The organism is Variovorax sp. 01T432 (assembly GCF_056398605.1).
The window spans coordinates 1-13105 of the sequence record NZ_JBFTPS010000055.1; the positions used below are offsets into that span (position 1 = coordinate 1).

General features: G+C 63.2%; 12 protein-coding genes and 1 rRNA gene. 6 read left to right on the forward strand and 7 right to left on the reverse strand.

Annotated features, from left to right (window positions below; translation table 11 throughout):
* Nucleotides 1–86: ribosomal RNA gene (gene rrf, locus AC1DNF_RS29070) — 5S ribosomal RNA — on the forward strand; the annotation flags it as partial.
* Between the two features lie 122 nt (nt 87–208).
* On the opposite strand, the gene AC1DNF_RS29075 is transcribed toward rrf, so the two are convergent.
* Nucleotides 209–1900 (reverse strand): AMP-binding protein, encoded by a 1692-nt coding sequence (locus AC1DNF_RS29075; RefSeq protein ID WP_478152127.1) that lies wholly within the window; start codon nt 1898–1900, stop codon nt 209–211.
* Nucleotides 1901–2063: 163 nt separating this feature from the next.
* On the opposite strand from AC1DNF_RS29075, the gene AC1DNF_RS29080 reads away from it, so the two are divergent.
* Nucleotides 2064–2888 (forward strand): esterase/lipase family protein, encoded by an 825-nt coding sequence (locus AC1DNF_RS29080; protein ID WP_478152128.1) that lies wholly within the window; start codon nt 2064–2066, stop codon nt 2886–2888.
* Between the two features lie 121 nt (nt 2889–3009).
* On the opposite strand, the gene AC1DNF_RS29085 is transcribed toward AC1DNF_RS29080, so the two are convergent.
* Together AC1DNF_RS29085 and hppD are read right to left on the reverse strand one after the other, a co-directional pair.
* Nucleotides 3010–3807, reverse strand: a complete 798-nt coding sequence (locus tag AC1DNF_RS29085) for a transporter substrate-binding domain-containing protein (protein WP_478152129.1) — start codon at nt 3805–3807, stop codon at nt 3010–3012.
* A 27-nt stretch (nt 3808–3834) separates the two neighbouring features.
* Entirely contained in the window at nt 3835–4962 is a 1128-nt protein-coding gene (hppD, locus tag AC1DNF_RS29090) for a 4-hydroxyphenylpyruvate dioxygenase (RefSeq protein WP_478152163.1), read from the reverse strand.
* A gap of 152 nt (nt 4963–5114) precedes the next feature.
* Between hppD and AC1DNF_RS29095 the strand changes: the two genes are divergently transcribed.
* The 4 genes from AC1DNF_RS29095 (at nt 5115) to lnt (ending at nt 8973) form a co-directional block, all read left to right on the forward strand.
* A complete protein-coding gene (locus tag AC1DNF_RS29095) occupies nt 5115–5588 on the forward strand; it encodes an Lrp/AsnC family transcriptional regulator (protein WP_478152130.1) in 474 nt (157 codons plus the stop codon).
* A 116-nt stretch (nt 5589–5704) separates the two neighbouring features.
* Nucleotides 5705–6430: an N-acetyltransferase family protein gene (locus AC1DNF_RS29100; protein WP_478152164.1), complete on the forward strand. Its 726-nt coding sequence runs from the start codon at nt 5705–5707 to the stop codon at nt 6428–6430.
* 111 nt (nt 6431–6541) lie between these two features.
* On the forward strand, nt 6542–7420 hold the full coding sequence (locus AC1DNF_RS29105) for an HlyC/CorC family transporter (RefSeq protein ID WP_478152131.1): 879 nt from the start codon (nt 6542–6544) through the stop codon (nt 7418–7420).
* A gap of 5 nt (nt 7421–7425) precedes the next feature.
* Nucleotides 7426–8973, forward strand: a complete 1548-nt coding sequence (gene lnt / locus AC1DNF_RS29110) for an apolipoprotein N-acyltransferase (RefSeq protein WP_478152165.1) — start codon at nt 7426–7428, stop codon at nt 8971–8973.
* A 6-nt stretch (nt 8974–8979) separates the two neighbouring features.
* On the opposite strand, the gene AC1DNF_RS29115 is transcribed toward lnt, so the two are convergent.
* From AC1DNF_RS29115 to AC1DNF_RS29130, 4 genes are all read right to left on the reverse strand, one after another.
* The gene (locus tag AC1DNF_RS29115; protein WP_478152132.1) at nt 8980–10341 is read right to left on the reverse strand and encodes an FAD-binding oxidoreductase; all 1362 of its coding nucleotides are present in this window, start codon (nt 10339–10341) and stop codon (nt 8980–8982) included.
* A gap of 4 nt (nt 10342–10345) precedes the next feature.
* Nucleotides 10346–11104, reverse strand: coding sequence for an ABC transporter permease (locus tag AC1DNF_RS29120; protein ID WP_478152166.1), 759 nt, complete (start codon nt 11102–11104; stop codon nt 10346–10348).
* Nucleotides 11105–11262: 158 nt separating this feature from the next.
* Entirely contained in the window at nt 11263–12060 is a 798-nt protein-coding gene (locus tag AC1DNF_RS29125; protein WP_478152133.1) for an ABC transporter ATP-binding protein, read from the reverse strand.
* A gap of 37 nt (nt 12061–12097) precedes the next feature.
* Nucleotides 12098–13090, reverse strand: a complete 993-nt coding sequence (locus AC1DNF_RS29130; protein ID WP_478152134.1) for an ABC transporter substrate-binding protein — start codon at nt 13088–13090, stop codon at nt 12098–12100.
* Nucleotides 13091–13105: the final 15 nt, after the last annotated feature.

Genomic DNA, 13105 nt, shown 5'->3' on the forward strand with positions numbered 1-13105 from the left:
CTCCTTCCCATCCCGAACAGGACAGTGAAACGCCTCAGCGCCGATGATAGTGCGGGTTCCCGTGTGAAAGTAGGTCATCGTCAGGCTCTTACAGCCCCAAAAAGCCCAACCCCATAAAGGTTGGGCTTTTTGCGTTGCTCAATTGGAAAGCAGTCCTGGCGAGAGTGCTTTGAATTCTCTAGACCGGAATACCCGCGCGCATCGATTCTCACACTTGAGCGTCGAACCGCAATTGACGCCGAAGAATTTTTCCGACGTTGCTTTTCGGCAGTGCATCCCGAAATTCGATAAGTCTTGGGCGCTTATACCCGGTCAGCTTGTCATGGCAATAACGCATGACATCGTCTTCGGTGAGCGAGCTGTCTGCCCGAACGACAAAAACCTTGATCGACTCTCCCTGCTTCTCGTCCGACACTCCGATCGCCGCGCATTCGACGACGCCTGGGCATAGCGAGATGACATTCTCGACTTCGTTCGGAAACACATTGAAGCCACTGACCAGAATCATGTCCTTCTTGCGATCAACAATCCTGCTGTAGCCATCGTCCTGCATCACCGCTATGTCGCCTGTCCGCATGAAGCCGTCCGACGTGAACGCCAAGGCAGTCTCCTCCGGCTGGTTGTAGTAGCCGACCATGACGTTTGGGCCCTTGATGCAAAGCTCACCGGCCTCACCGGCGGGAAGCGAGCGCCCGACGTCGTCCTTTATCGCGATCTCTATTCCAGGGAGCGGCAGGCCAATCGTCCCCGTGAACTCGGTGTTCGAGACTGGATTGTTCGTCCCTATCGCACAGGTCTCGCTCATGCCCCAGCCTTCAATCATCGGGCAGCCCGTCAAATCGAACCATTTGCGGGCGGTTCCTTCGGATGCCGCCATACCCCCTGCCTGGGAGACGAACAGGCAGGAGAAATCGACAGTCTTGAATTGCGGATGGATCAGCAAAGCGTTGAACAGGGTGTTCACTGCCGGCAGCATATGGAAGGGCCGCCTCTTGAGTGTCGAGACAAACTTGCCGACGTCGCGCGGGTTGGGAATCAAGGTCAGATGGGAGCCCTGCCGAATCGCGAGAAGGCACAGCGTCAGGGCGAAGATGTGATACAGCGGCAACGCGGCAATGCTGTTGACTTTGGAAAGATCGCCGGCACGCGCGAGCGCCGGCGAAAACCAGGCTTCCGCCTGCAGGGTCGCGGCAACGACATTGCGATGCGTCAGCACAGCCCCTTTCGACAGTCCGGTCGTCCCCCCCGTGTACTGGAGAAAAGCGACCGAATCCAGGTCGCTGCCGTCAGGGCCCAAGGGCCGTCCTCGCCCTCCCGAAATGCTCCTCGAGAACGCTGTGACGGTGAGCCCCTTGCCGCGGGGCAACTCGTACACCGGCACCATCTTGGCCAAGTGCCTTACGGCAAACGTGATCCAGGCGCCATAGAGCCCGCCGAGCAGATCGCCCATCGATGTCACGACAACATGCTTCAACGATGTTCGCTCGATGATCTGCCCAAGCGTGGCGGCGAAGTTCTCGAGAATGATGATGGCCGTGGCGCCAGAGTCCGTCAGCTGATGCTCGAGCTCTCGCGCCGTGTAGAGGGGATTCACGTTGACGCAGGTATAGCCGGCGCGCAAGACTCCACACATGGCGACTGCGAACTGCGGTATGTTGGGCAACATGATGGCCACCCGCGCACCTGGTTCGAGCCCACATGATTGCAACCAGCTGCCCATTGCCTGTGACAGCACATCGAGTTCGCCATAGGACATCCACCGTTCCATACAGACGCAGAATGGCCGGTCGGCAAAGCGTGCGAATGACTCATCGAACAGGTGCCGCAGTGAGCGGTACTGCTCGGGATGAACCTCGTGCGGCACCCCGGCCGGATAGTTCTGTAGAACGGATGTCTGCATGCGGTCTCCTTTCGCGCGGATTGTCGAAGCGAGCTCATCGAGCGCGCCAGCGGGCTTCTCCCAGGGTGGCGCCCTTGTTGTCGCGCATGCGATAGTCGCGTGCATGGTTGCGTATGTTCAGCGATGGCTCGTCTTGACTGGGGTCACTGCATCGATGACATGGATGGCTTTCTGGTGGAGCAGGTCGCAACTTGTCGCTGCCGCCGGCGTGCTCGTCTTGATGTTTGCGCACAGCTGTGTCCTCGCGATGGAATTCATTGCGACATGTCTCGTCAATTCAGATGATTCAATTCCACGCGCCAGTGCAGCTCAATGTGCAAGGGCGCGGCTCGCCGAGAGCTGCGTTGCGCCACGCGTCTTCTGCTGGCAGCAGCCATTTCGATCGCAAGCCATTCCGGACCACCTGCCGTCGAATGGCCGCCGTGGGGCAGTCCTGATCCACGGTCTCCTGTGCAACCGGGGCTTCTGGAATCCTTGGCTACGCGACCTGCGTGCTGCCGATCGCGCCTTCATTGCGGTCAGTCTCGAACCGATCATCAGTTCGATCGATGACTACGTCACCATCATCGAACGGGCGATCGTATCCATCAACGAGGTCACTGGAAAGACGCCGATATTGATCTGTCACAGCATGGGCGGCCTGGCTGCCCGCGCCTGGCTGCGCGACTCCGACGGGGCCCGCGTGCATCGAATTGTCACCCTGGGGACCCCCCATCGAGGAGCTTGGCTCGCTCGCTTCGGGGGCAGCGTGAATTCACGGCAACTGTGCCTGGACTCCGAATGGTTGCGGCGATTGAACCACCCGCAGGAACGGAAGCGCGAAGTACCGTTCACCTGTTGGCACTCGAATTGCGACAATATCGTATTTCCGGCGTCGACGGCGACGCTACCCGGCGCGGACAATCGCCTCGCCGAGGGGCGAGGACACGTGGAGATGGCATTCGACGCAAAGCTTCGGCAACAGACCCTTGCGTTACTCGACGAGTAGACGGCGAAATACGCATGTCCGCCTGGTCGTCCAGCGCGAAATCTGGCTCCGTCAGTTCAATGGACCCGCGCGCGGAACGATCCGATTCGGCATTGACATCCATGCGCGCATCCAGACTTCCTCACTTGAACCAGCGATCCATCACCTGTTGAAACTCGCCGCCGGCTTGCGACAGATGCAGCCATTGATCCACGTAGGCCTTGAATGCCACATCATCACGCGGCAGCATCCAGGCCATCTCGCCATATTGCAATGGCTTGTCGGGGTTGATGGCGCAAAGTCCAGGCTTGAGTCTCTGCTGCGTGATGGCCTCGGCCGACTCGGTGACGAAGACGTCCGCTCGATTCGCGAGGATCTCGTCGAAGATCGTCACGTTCTCACTATGCAAAATGAGCCTGGCATGCTTGAAGTTCGTTCGCGCGAAACGTTCATTGCTGCCGCCCGGGTTGAAGATCACTCGCACTTCGGGCCTGTCGATGTCGGCAACGGTCCTGTACTTGGCAACGTCCGCGCAGCGTGCGATCGGGGCCTTGCCATTGACCATGTAAGGCGCGCTGAAGAATGCGCGCTTTTGCCGGTCGGTGGTGACAGAAATGCCGCCCACCGCCATATCGCACTTGCCGGATGCCAGGTCCGGAAGCAGATTCACCCAGCTTGTCTTGATCCACTCCGGCTTGGCACTGAGGCTGGCACTGAAGCTCGTCATGAGATCGACATCGATGCCCTCATAGCCCGCATCGGGCTTCTGGAAGCTGAACGGCTTGTAATCGCCTGGCGTGCAGACGCGCAGGACACCGGTTCTCTGTGCCGCATCCAGATGAGATGGTGCATCAGTCTGGCGCTGTGTCATTGCGCAACCTCCTATCAACAGCGTCGCAGCGGCAATCCATAAGAACCGAATCGGAAAAATCGCGCTCATGCAAGGCTCCAGTTTGTGAGGGGGCGCCTATTTTGCGGCGCTAACTACGCCGCGCCGCATCTGGTCGAGCTCAATGCTCTCGAACAGCGCCTTGAAGTTGCCTTCACCGAAGCCATCGTCGCCCTTGCGCTCGATGAACTCGAAGAAGATCGGCCCGAGTTGGTTTTCGCTGAAGATCTGCAGCAGCAACGCCCCTTTCTTGCCGTCGATCAGTATCTTGCGTTTCTTGAGCGCTGCCAGGTCTTCGCCGTGACCGGGAATGCGCTTGTCCACCAGTTCGTAGTACGTGTCGATGGTGTCGAGAAGCTTCACGCCGGACGCACGCAACGCGTCCACCGAATGCGCCAGGTCGCGCGAACCCATGGCGATGTGCTGGATGCCCTCACCGTGATAGGTGTCGAGGTACTCCTGGATCTGCCCGGCCTTTTCGTTGCCCTCTTCGTTGATGGGGATGCGGATCTTCCCGCACGGACTGGTCATGGCCTTGCTCTTCACACCCGTCACCTGGCCTTCGATATCGAAATAGCGGATCTCTCGGAAGTTGAAGAGACGCTCGTAGAAGTCGGCCCACTCCTGCAGGCGCCCGCGATGCACGTTGTGCGTCAGGTGGTCGATGTAGGTGAGACCGTGCCCCTCCGGCGCAAGCGCCTGCGCCGCGGTCAGCCCTGGCAGCGCCTCGAAATCAACGTCATAGAAGCCGATGTTGCCGATATCTCCAGCATGAGCACCGTTCTTGCCGCGCCAGCGGTCAACGAAATAGATCAAGCTGTCGCCAATGCCCTTGATGGCTGGGATGTTCAACTCGCCCGGGCCGGCGCCCGGCGCGAAACCCCACGCGCCCAGTGAATTCGCGCGTTCATAGGCCGCCTTGGCGTCCTGCACCCGGAATGCGATCGCGCAGATGCTCGGCCCGTGCTGGCGCGCGAAGCGCTGCGCAAACGAATCCGGTTCGGCATTCACGATGAAGTTGATCGTGCCCTGGCGATACAGCAGCACATTCTTGTGGCGGTGCCTGGCGATGGGCTTGAAGCCCATCCGCTCGAAGACCTTGCCCATGGCCGCCGGGTCCGGTGCGGCGTACTCGATGAATTCAAAACCGTCCGTGCCCATCGGGTTCTCCCAAGGTGTGAAGGCGAGGGCGTCAGTGGTACTCATTGGCTGTCTCCGGGTGATGGCGGGGTGTTCGGTAAGGCATCGCGGTGAGAGCGCGACGGCCCCCCGAACTGTAGAAGCGTGGTACATCACGATTTCAGCGTTGTTGCGCCTATTTCGGCGTGAATGCGCACGAAACCTGTAAAAATTGACTTATGACCGCATTGGACAAGCTTGATCGCCTTATTCTTCGCACGCTTCAGGCGGACGGTCGTGCCACCTACGATCAGCTGGCAGAGCAAGTGAGCCTTTCCCCGAGCGCGGTTCTAAGAAGGGTCAAGCGGCTCGAAGAAAGCGGTGTGATCGACAGATACGTGGCACTCGTGAAATCCGAAACAGTGGGCCTCGGGCTCACCGCCTATCTCAACGTCAGGCTCGAGAAGCACACCGAGACCCACAAACGCAACCCTATGGATCTGTTTCGCGCCAGCGTGCAGACTTGGCCGGAGGTTGTCGAATGCGCGGCGTTGACCGGCGACATGGACTATCTGCTGCGCGTCGTGGTCGCCGACATGGCGCACTACAGCCGCTTCATCATGGACACTCTGCTCAAACACCCGAGCGTGCAAGATTGCAAGACGAGCTTCGTGCTCGACCGGGTCAAGGCCACCACAGCCGTGCCGGTGTAGCAGGGGGTCGAGCGCTCGAAGCTGCGGGGCTGTCGATCCGGCACTTGTTCACCCGGTGACCTCCTCGCTTGGCCCTGCTGCCTTGTGGATTTAGGGAAAACCCTTATATTCACTCCATGTTTACAGCCAAGGCCCTCCTGAAAGCCTCGCTCGGCGTCGGTTCGTTCCTGAAGCTCCCCGTGGTCGAGGCGCAGGCGTTGGCCGCCGCACCCGCGCCGGTGATGGTGCCGATCCGTTCGATCGGTCCGCGCGAGCGCGATCGCATCGCGCAGCATCTGCTTACGCTCAAGCTCCATGATCGCTATCTGCGCTTTGGTTACGCGGCATCCGACGAACAGATCCAGCGCTATGTGGACGGCCTGGACTTCGAGCGCGACGAACTTTTCGGCATCTACAACCGCCGCCTCGATCTCATCGCGATGGCCCATCTTGCGTTGGCCCCGTCGGACCAGCCCCGTGACTGTGCCGAATTCGGAGTTTCCGTTGCCGAACATGCCCGCGGGCGAGGTTATGGCGCTCGCCTGTTCGAGCGGGCTGCCGTCGTCGCTCGCAATGAAGGCGTCGGCATGCTGTTCATCCATGCGCTGAGCGAGAACGCCGCGATGCTCAAGATCGCGCGCAACGCGGGTGCCACCGTGGTGCGCAGCGGCTCCGAGTCAGAAGCCCATCTGCAGTTGCCCGTCGCCACTTTCGACAGCCGCATGAGCGAGATCGCGCTGGAGCACTACGCGGAGATCGATTACCAGTTCAAGACACGAGCCAAGCAGTTCTGGTCGTTCCTGGCCGGTTTGCAGGCCATCCGCAGCGGCGTTCGCGACGCGCGCGGCAAATCTGCCCAGTAGCGGGCGCCCGTGGTGGGGCCTTCCGGGGAAGGCGGAGAGAAGCATGCGCCGGGCGCCGCGGCGTCTTCTTCTTCCGGTATCCTTGTGGTCCCCCAACTCCGCCCTCCCGCAGTGGCCGATCCTCACCCTGAACGCGCACCCGTCGAACGCGAAGACAAGCGCAGCTTTCTTCAAAAGCTCGCCGAATTCATCCACCCCGGGCCCGATTCCCGCGACGAGCTGATCGAAACGCTCGCCGATGCCGAAGACAACGATGTCATCGGCGCCGAATCGCGCGTCATGCTTGAAGGCGTGCTCCGCATGGCCGACATGACCGCCGGAGACGTCATGGTGGCCGCCCCCAGGATGGACCTCGTCAACATCGACGCCCCGTACGATGCCTTGCTGCATCTAGTGATCGACACTGCGCACTCCCGCTTCCCGGTGTATGAGGGCGAGAAGGAAAACATCATCGGCATCCTGCTGGCGAAGGACCTGCTCAAGCTCCAGCGCGCGCCGGGCCTGAACATCCGCGCCCTGCTGCGCCCCGCCACCTTCGTGCCGGAAAGCAAGGGTCTGAACGACCTGCTGCGCGAATTCCGCGGCAACCGCAATCACCTGGCGATCGTGATCGACGAGTTCGGTCGTGTGGCCGGGCTCATCACCATCGAGGACGTGCTCGAGCAGATCGTCGGCGAAATCGAGGACGAGTTCGACATCGCAGAAGACGAGGGCGACATCTTCGGTCTTGCCGACCGCACCTACCGCGTCTCTGGCGACACCCCGATCGAGCGGGTAGCGGAAGCCTTCGGCATCACCTTCGACAAGGAGGCGCTGAGCGAGGATTTCGACACCATCGGCGGTCTGATCGCGCACGAGATGGGGCATGTGCCCAAGCGCGGCGAGCACCACGCCCTGGGCGCGTTCGATTTCGTCGTCCTGCACACCAAGGGCGGTGCGGTGCGCTGGTTCAAGGTCTCGCCGGCGCGTGGCGACGACGCGGCCGATTGAACGCCCTGTTGATCGCGCTGGGCTTCGGCGTTGCGGGGCTCGCGCAAGCCGCATCCATCGCGGCCCCTTGGGGCGGCCAGCCGCTCTGGTGGCTTCAGCTCATCTCGTTGGCAGGGCTGGTCTGGCAGCTTGATGCTTTGCGGGCACCTGCCCGCAGCAGGTCCGCATGGCGTGGCGCCGCACTCGGGGGCTGGGTGTTCGCAACGGCCTGGCTATGCGGCACCTTCTGGTGGTTCTTCATTTCGATGCACACCTACGGCGGGCTCGCTGCGCCGTTGGCGGCCGCGGCTGTGTTCCTGCTTGCCGCCGCGCTTGCGCTGTACTACGCCCTGGCATGCGCCGTATTCGTCGCCTTCGCGCCAAGGTCGCTCGCGCCATCGGCCGTGTTCTTCACCGCCCTATGGACCTTGGCCGAATTGTTGCGCGGCAACTGGTTCACCGGCCTTCCCTGGGGGGCGGGTGGCTACGCGCACGTTGATGGGCCGCTGGCTGTCTATGTGCCGTGGCTCGGCTCTTATGGCGTAGGGGCCCTGGCTGCCGCCCTTGCTGCACTGGCCGCGATGGCGCTGCGCAAGGCCCGTGGCCGGGCGCTCGCCGCACCGACCGTGGTGGTCCTCGTGTTGCTGTGCGTCCCTGCGCTCGTCGGCGCGCTACGCAGCGAACCCGACGAAGCGGGCCGGTCTCATGGCCGCCTCGGCGTCGCGCTGCTGCAAGGCAACATTCCGCAGGATGAGAAGTTCATCCCCGGCGGTGGCATCGCAACGGCGCTGCGTTGGTACGGCGAGCAACTGCAGGATGCCACGGCATCCCTGGTGGTCACCCCGGAAACCGCGCTGCCCTTGCTGCCCTCGCAGCTCCCGCCCGGCTATCTGGATGCGATCGCCGCGCGCTACGCGAGCGGCCGTCAGGCCGCCATCGTCGGGCTCCCGCTGGGAGACGGGCGCTTCTATACCAACACGGTGATCGGCTTCAGCCCCGGCCACGGCACGCCATACCGCTACGACAAGCACCATCTCGTGCCCTTTGGCGAGTTCGTGCCGCGGCTCTTTCGCTGGTTCACCGACATGATGAACATCCCGCTGGCCGACTTCCGAAGCGGCGGCCTGGCTCAGGCGCCCTTCGACTGGCAGGGACAGCGCATCGCGCCGAACATCTGCTACGAGGATCTGTTCGGCGAGGAGATCGGTGCGAACTTCCGCAACGAGGCCGACGCGCCGACCATACTGCTCAACGTGAGCAACATCGCCTGGTTCGGCGATTCGATCGCGATCGACCAGCACCTGGCCATATCTCGCATGCGGGCACTCGAATTCCAGCGGCCGATGGTGCGCTCCACCAACACGGGTGCGACTGTCGTCATCGACCACCATGGCCGTGTCACGGCTGCCCTGCCGCGCCTCACGCGCGGCGTTCTGGTTGCGCAGGTGGAGGGCCGTACCGGGATCACGCCCTATGCGTTCTGGGTGTCGCGCTTCTGGCTATGGCCCTTGTGGATCGCCGCGCTCGCCGTGGTGGCTGCGACGCTGTGGCTGCGTCGCCGCGCCAGCAATTGAACTTCTTCAGGCTTTGCTCACCGGCCAATCCCGCAGCTTGCCGGGATTCAGCAGGCCCTTCGGATCGAAGCGCCTCTTCATCTCGATGATCTCCTGCGGCAGCGCGCCGCCCGCCTTGCCGTCCTCGACGATGAAGACGTGCGGGTTGTTGATGCGAACACCGCGCTCCCGATGCATGCGGATGATCTCGTCAAGCCGCTCCTCCGTCGTGAATCGCACCAGCTGCAACGCGCTGCAGGTGATGAGGCCGTCGAGGTTGCGCAGGAACTCCGCATGCATCATCACCTCGCCCGCGAACAGGTGTTCCATCTCGGTGATCTGCTGCACATGCTGGCCGGGTACAAAACTGCTCTGCAGATAGGTGAGCGACTTGTCGACCTTCAGCGCATGCAGGGTCGTATGGTTCCAGGTGAATTCCATCAGCGTGCGGTTGCTCTTGCGCACCTCTTCGGCCGTCTTGCGATAGCTCGGCTTGCCGCCGTGGGCGTCCACGAGCTCAAGCATCGGAGCCTCGGACGACTCGGCCACCAGCGAGAGCACCGCATGGCAACCCTTCGGCAAGTGTTCCGCGAGCTGCGCAAGGTGGTCGGGCACCGGACTCGCCAGGAAAGCCACCTCGCGTTTCACGATCCCTGGTGCATGGGCGAGCGCGTCGGCAAAGCGAAGCGCGTCATCGAAACCATCGAAGACCACCAGGCTCTCGAGCCAAGGGTGCGCGGGGGCCAGCGCCACTTCGAGTTCCAGCACCAGTCCGTTGGTGCCCCAGAGGTGATGCATGCGCATGGCCTCCGGACCGCGCAGTTCGAAGACCTGCGGCTCGGCTTCGATCGTCATGGCGCGCAGGCCGAGCACGTTGCCGGAAGCCCCGAGCGGCCCGTAGTTGATGGAGCCCACGCCGCCGAAGCCGCCGCCGAACAAGCCGCCGAGCGTCGCGCTCCGGTAGGTCGAGGGGACGCAGCGCAGCTCCTGGCCCGTCGGTCTGGTGTGTTTTTCGAGTTCGCCCAGCCGCATGCCCGCCTGGGCGCGCGTCACGCCGGGGCGCACCCATTCCACGGCGTTGTAGCCCGTCATGTCCAGCACGACGCCGCCCGCCAGGGGCGTGGTCTGGCCATAGTTGCCCGTGCCGCTGCCGCGGATCGTGATCGGCACGTTGCGGCGTGCGCAGGCGCCGACCAGCGCGCGGATCTCGTCCTCGGTGCGCGGGCGGACCACCGCATCGGCGCGCTTGTCCTTCAACTGCCGGTTGAGCACGGGGCTGAACCAGGCGAAGTCCTGCGAAAGGCGTGCGATGCGGCTGGGATCGGTGATCCAGTCGAGTTCGGGCAGTTCGAGGTGCAACTGCTCGATCGCGGAGACAGGGGCGTTCATGAAATCAATCCTGTGAGAGTTCACTCGCATGCCAGGAGCCGAGCGCGAGTTTGGTGAGCCAGGCCATCAGCACGAACAGTGCGACGCCCGTCAGGGAAATCAGGAGCAATGCGGCGAACATGCGCGGGATGTTGAGCTGGAAGCCCGCCTGCAGGATCTGGTAGGCGAGACCGGCCCCCGAGCCGCCCGTCCCGGCGACGAATTCGGCCACCACCGCGCCGATCAACGCGAGGCCGCTGGAGATGCGAAGGCCGCCGAAGAAGTACGGCAGTGCGCTCGGGATGCGCAGCCGCACCAGCTGCTGCCAGCGCGTCGCGCGGTTCAGCTTGAAGTAGCTCTGCAGGTCGGGGTCGATGCTGCGCAGCCCCAGCGTGGTGTTGCTGATGATGGGAAAGAGCGCGACCAGCGCGGCGCACACCACCATCGCCGCGGTCGGGTTCTTGACCCAGATGATGATCAGCGGCGCGACGGCGACGATCGGCGTCACCTGCAGCAGGACCGCGTACGGAAACAGCGCGGTCTCGATCCGTTTGCTCTGCACGAAGAGGAAGGAGATCAGCACGCCCGCGATCGTCGCGACCACGAAGGACAGGACCGTGATCTTCAAGGTCACGAGCAGTGCCGTGCCGAGCGGCACCCAATCGGTGACCAGCGTCTGCATCATCAGGTAGGGCGAGGGCACGAGGTAGGGCGGCAGCTCCATCGCGGTGACCATGCCTTGCCAGAGCGCCACCAGCACCACGCCCACGAGCAGGGGGTACATCACGCGCTGCACGCGCGGCTGCCGCAGCAGGGGAACCCGCGCCGACCTTCTCTCGCCCCGCGGTGGCGGCGCCGGCCGCGTGCGGGTGGTGGTGGTGGCGGTGGTGGTGGCGGTGGGGGGCGTCACCTCGGCGTCGGACGCCGTGGGTGCCAGCGCGCTCATGCCGCCACCTCGTCATGCGCGCTGCTCGCGCGCAGCAAGCTGTCCTGCAGGTTCTTCGCATGGCGGCTGAACTGAGGCGACACCATGAAGTCGGCGCTGCGCGGGTACGGCTCGTCGATATGAAACTCCTCGACCACGCGACCGGGTCGCGCGGCCATCATGATCACGCGGCTCGACAGGAACACGGCCTCGTGAATCGAGTGAGTCACGAAGATCACCGTGAGCTTCTTCTTGCGCCAGAGGTCGAGCAGTTCCGCGTCGAGCTTGTGACGCGTGATCTCGTCCAGCGCGCCGAAGGGCTCGTCCATCAGCAGCAGGTCGGGTTGCGTCACCAGGCCGCGCGCGATCGACACGCGCATCTGCATGCCGCCCGAGAGCGCCCGCGGCAGGGCCGTTGCGAACTTGTCCAGCCCCACCAGCGCGAGCGCCTCCGCCACACGAGTGTCGGCCTCCTTGCGCGGCATGCCGGCAAGATCCAGCGGCAAGCGCACATTGGTTCGCACGCTGGCCCATGGCATCAGCGTCGGCGACTGGAAGACAAAGGCCATCTTGCGGCCCCCTTCGTCGATCTGCTGCACCGGTTTGCGCCACAGCAGCAGCCGGCCGTCGGTGGGCTCCAGCATGCCGGCCACCATCTTGAGCAACGTGCTCTTGCCGCAGCCCGAGGGGCCGAGCAGCGTGACGAACTCGCCCTCGGCGATCGACAGGTCCACCGGCAGCAGAGCTTGCGTGCCGTTGGGGTAGGTCTTCTCAGCCGAGAGTATCTCGACGGCGGGGGATTCGGTGCGATTCATGGGAAGCCTTTCGAGGGAGGCCGAAGCCTCCGGTGTTTCAGGGCAGGACCTTGGCGTCCTTCACGAATTCGGTGGTGTAGGTCTTCGCCAGCTCGACCTTGGCCGGATCGAGCAGCTTGGCCGTGACCAGGAAGTCGTAGCTGGCCTTGGCGCGCGCGTCCGTCATCACGCCGATGCCCATCGTCGCGGCATCACCGCCGGTGATCATTCCCATCTCCTTCAACTTGGCCACGCTGTAGGCGAGCTGGTCGTCGGTCATGTTGGGGTTGTCCTTCTTGATCAGCGCGTTGGCTGGCGCCGGATCCGCGAGGTAGCTCTTCCAGCCTTCGGCCGATGCCTTCACGAAGGCCGCCACCTGCTTGCTGCGGTCCTTCAGCGTCTTGTCCATGCATGAGACGGTGGTCGCGTATGACGGGAAACCGTAGTCGCTGAACATCAGCACGGTGGCTTTGACGCCTGCCTTCTGGATCGCGAAGGGTTCCGAGGTCAGGTAGCCCTGCTGCGCGGTGTTCTTGTCGGCGACGAAGGGCTGGATGTTGAAGGTATAGGGCCGCGTCTGTTCGTCGGTGAAGCCGTATTTGGCCTTCAGCCACGGCCAGTAGCCACGATTGGCCTGCGCGCCGATCAGCAGCGTCTTGCCCTTGAGGTCCTCGAACTTCTTGACGTCGTCATGYGCGATCAGCACCTGCGGGTCCTTCTGGAAATAGGCCGCCACGGTGACCACGGGCACGCCGCCTTCGCGCACCTGCATCATCTGGATGTCGCTCGATCCCATGATGCAGTCGGCTTGGCCGGCCGCCATCATCTGCGTGATATTGACCTGCGGGCCGCCCATCTTGATCGTGACGTCGAGGCCGTACTTCTTGTAGATGCCCTGCGCGAGCGCCTGGTAGAAGCCGCCGTGCTCGGCCTGCGCGTACCAGTTCGTCATGTAGGTGAACTTGTCCTGGGCCTGCGCCGGCGCGGCGACGGCCCATGCAATGGCAGCGGCAGTGGCCAGGGGGGCGAGGCGGAGAAAACGGATGCGCATGGTGTGGACCTCTCT

Bases quoted from the DNA above. Each gene is read 5' to 3' on its own strand.
- AC1DNF_RS29120 (WP_478152166.1), bottom strand. From the start codon at position 11,104: ATGTACCCCCTGCTCGTGGGCGTGGTGCTGGTGGCGCTCTGGCAAGGC.
- AC1DNF_RS29125 (WP_478152133.1), bottom strand. From the start codon at position 12,060: ATGAATCGCACCGAATCCCCCGCCGTCGAGATACTCTCGGCTGAGAAG.
- hppD (WP_478152163.1), bottom strand. From the start codon at position 4,962: ATGAGTACCACTGACGCCCTCGCCTTCACACCTTGGGAGAACCCGATG.
- AC1DNF_RS29075 (WP_478152127.1), bottom strand. From the start codon at position 1,900: ATGCAGACATCCGTTCTACAGAACTATCCGGCCGGGGTGCCGCACGAG.
- AC1DNF_RS29095 (WP_478152130.1), top strand. From the start codon at position 5,115: ATGACCGCATTGGACAAGCTTGATCGCCTTATTCTTCGCACGCTTCAG.
- AC1DNF_RS29085 (WP_478152129.1), bottom strand. From the start codon at position 3,807: ATGAGCGCGATTTTTCCGATTCGGTTCTTATGGATTGCCGCTGCGACG.
- AC1DNF_RS29100 (WP_478152164.1), top strand. From the start codon at position 5,705: ATGTTTACAGCCAAGGCCCTCCTGAAAGCCTCGCTCGGCGTCGGTTCG.
- AC1DNF_RS29080 (WP_478152128.1), top strand. From the start codon at position 2,064: ATGGCTTTCTGGTGGAGCAGGTCGCAACTTGTCGCTGCCGCCGGCGTG.
- AC1DNF_RS29115 (WP_478152132.1), bottom strand. From the start codon at position 10,341: ATGAACGCCCCTGTCTCCGCGATCGAGCAGTTGCACCTCGAACTGCCC.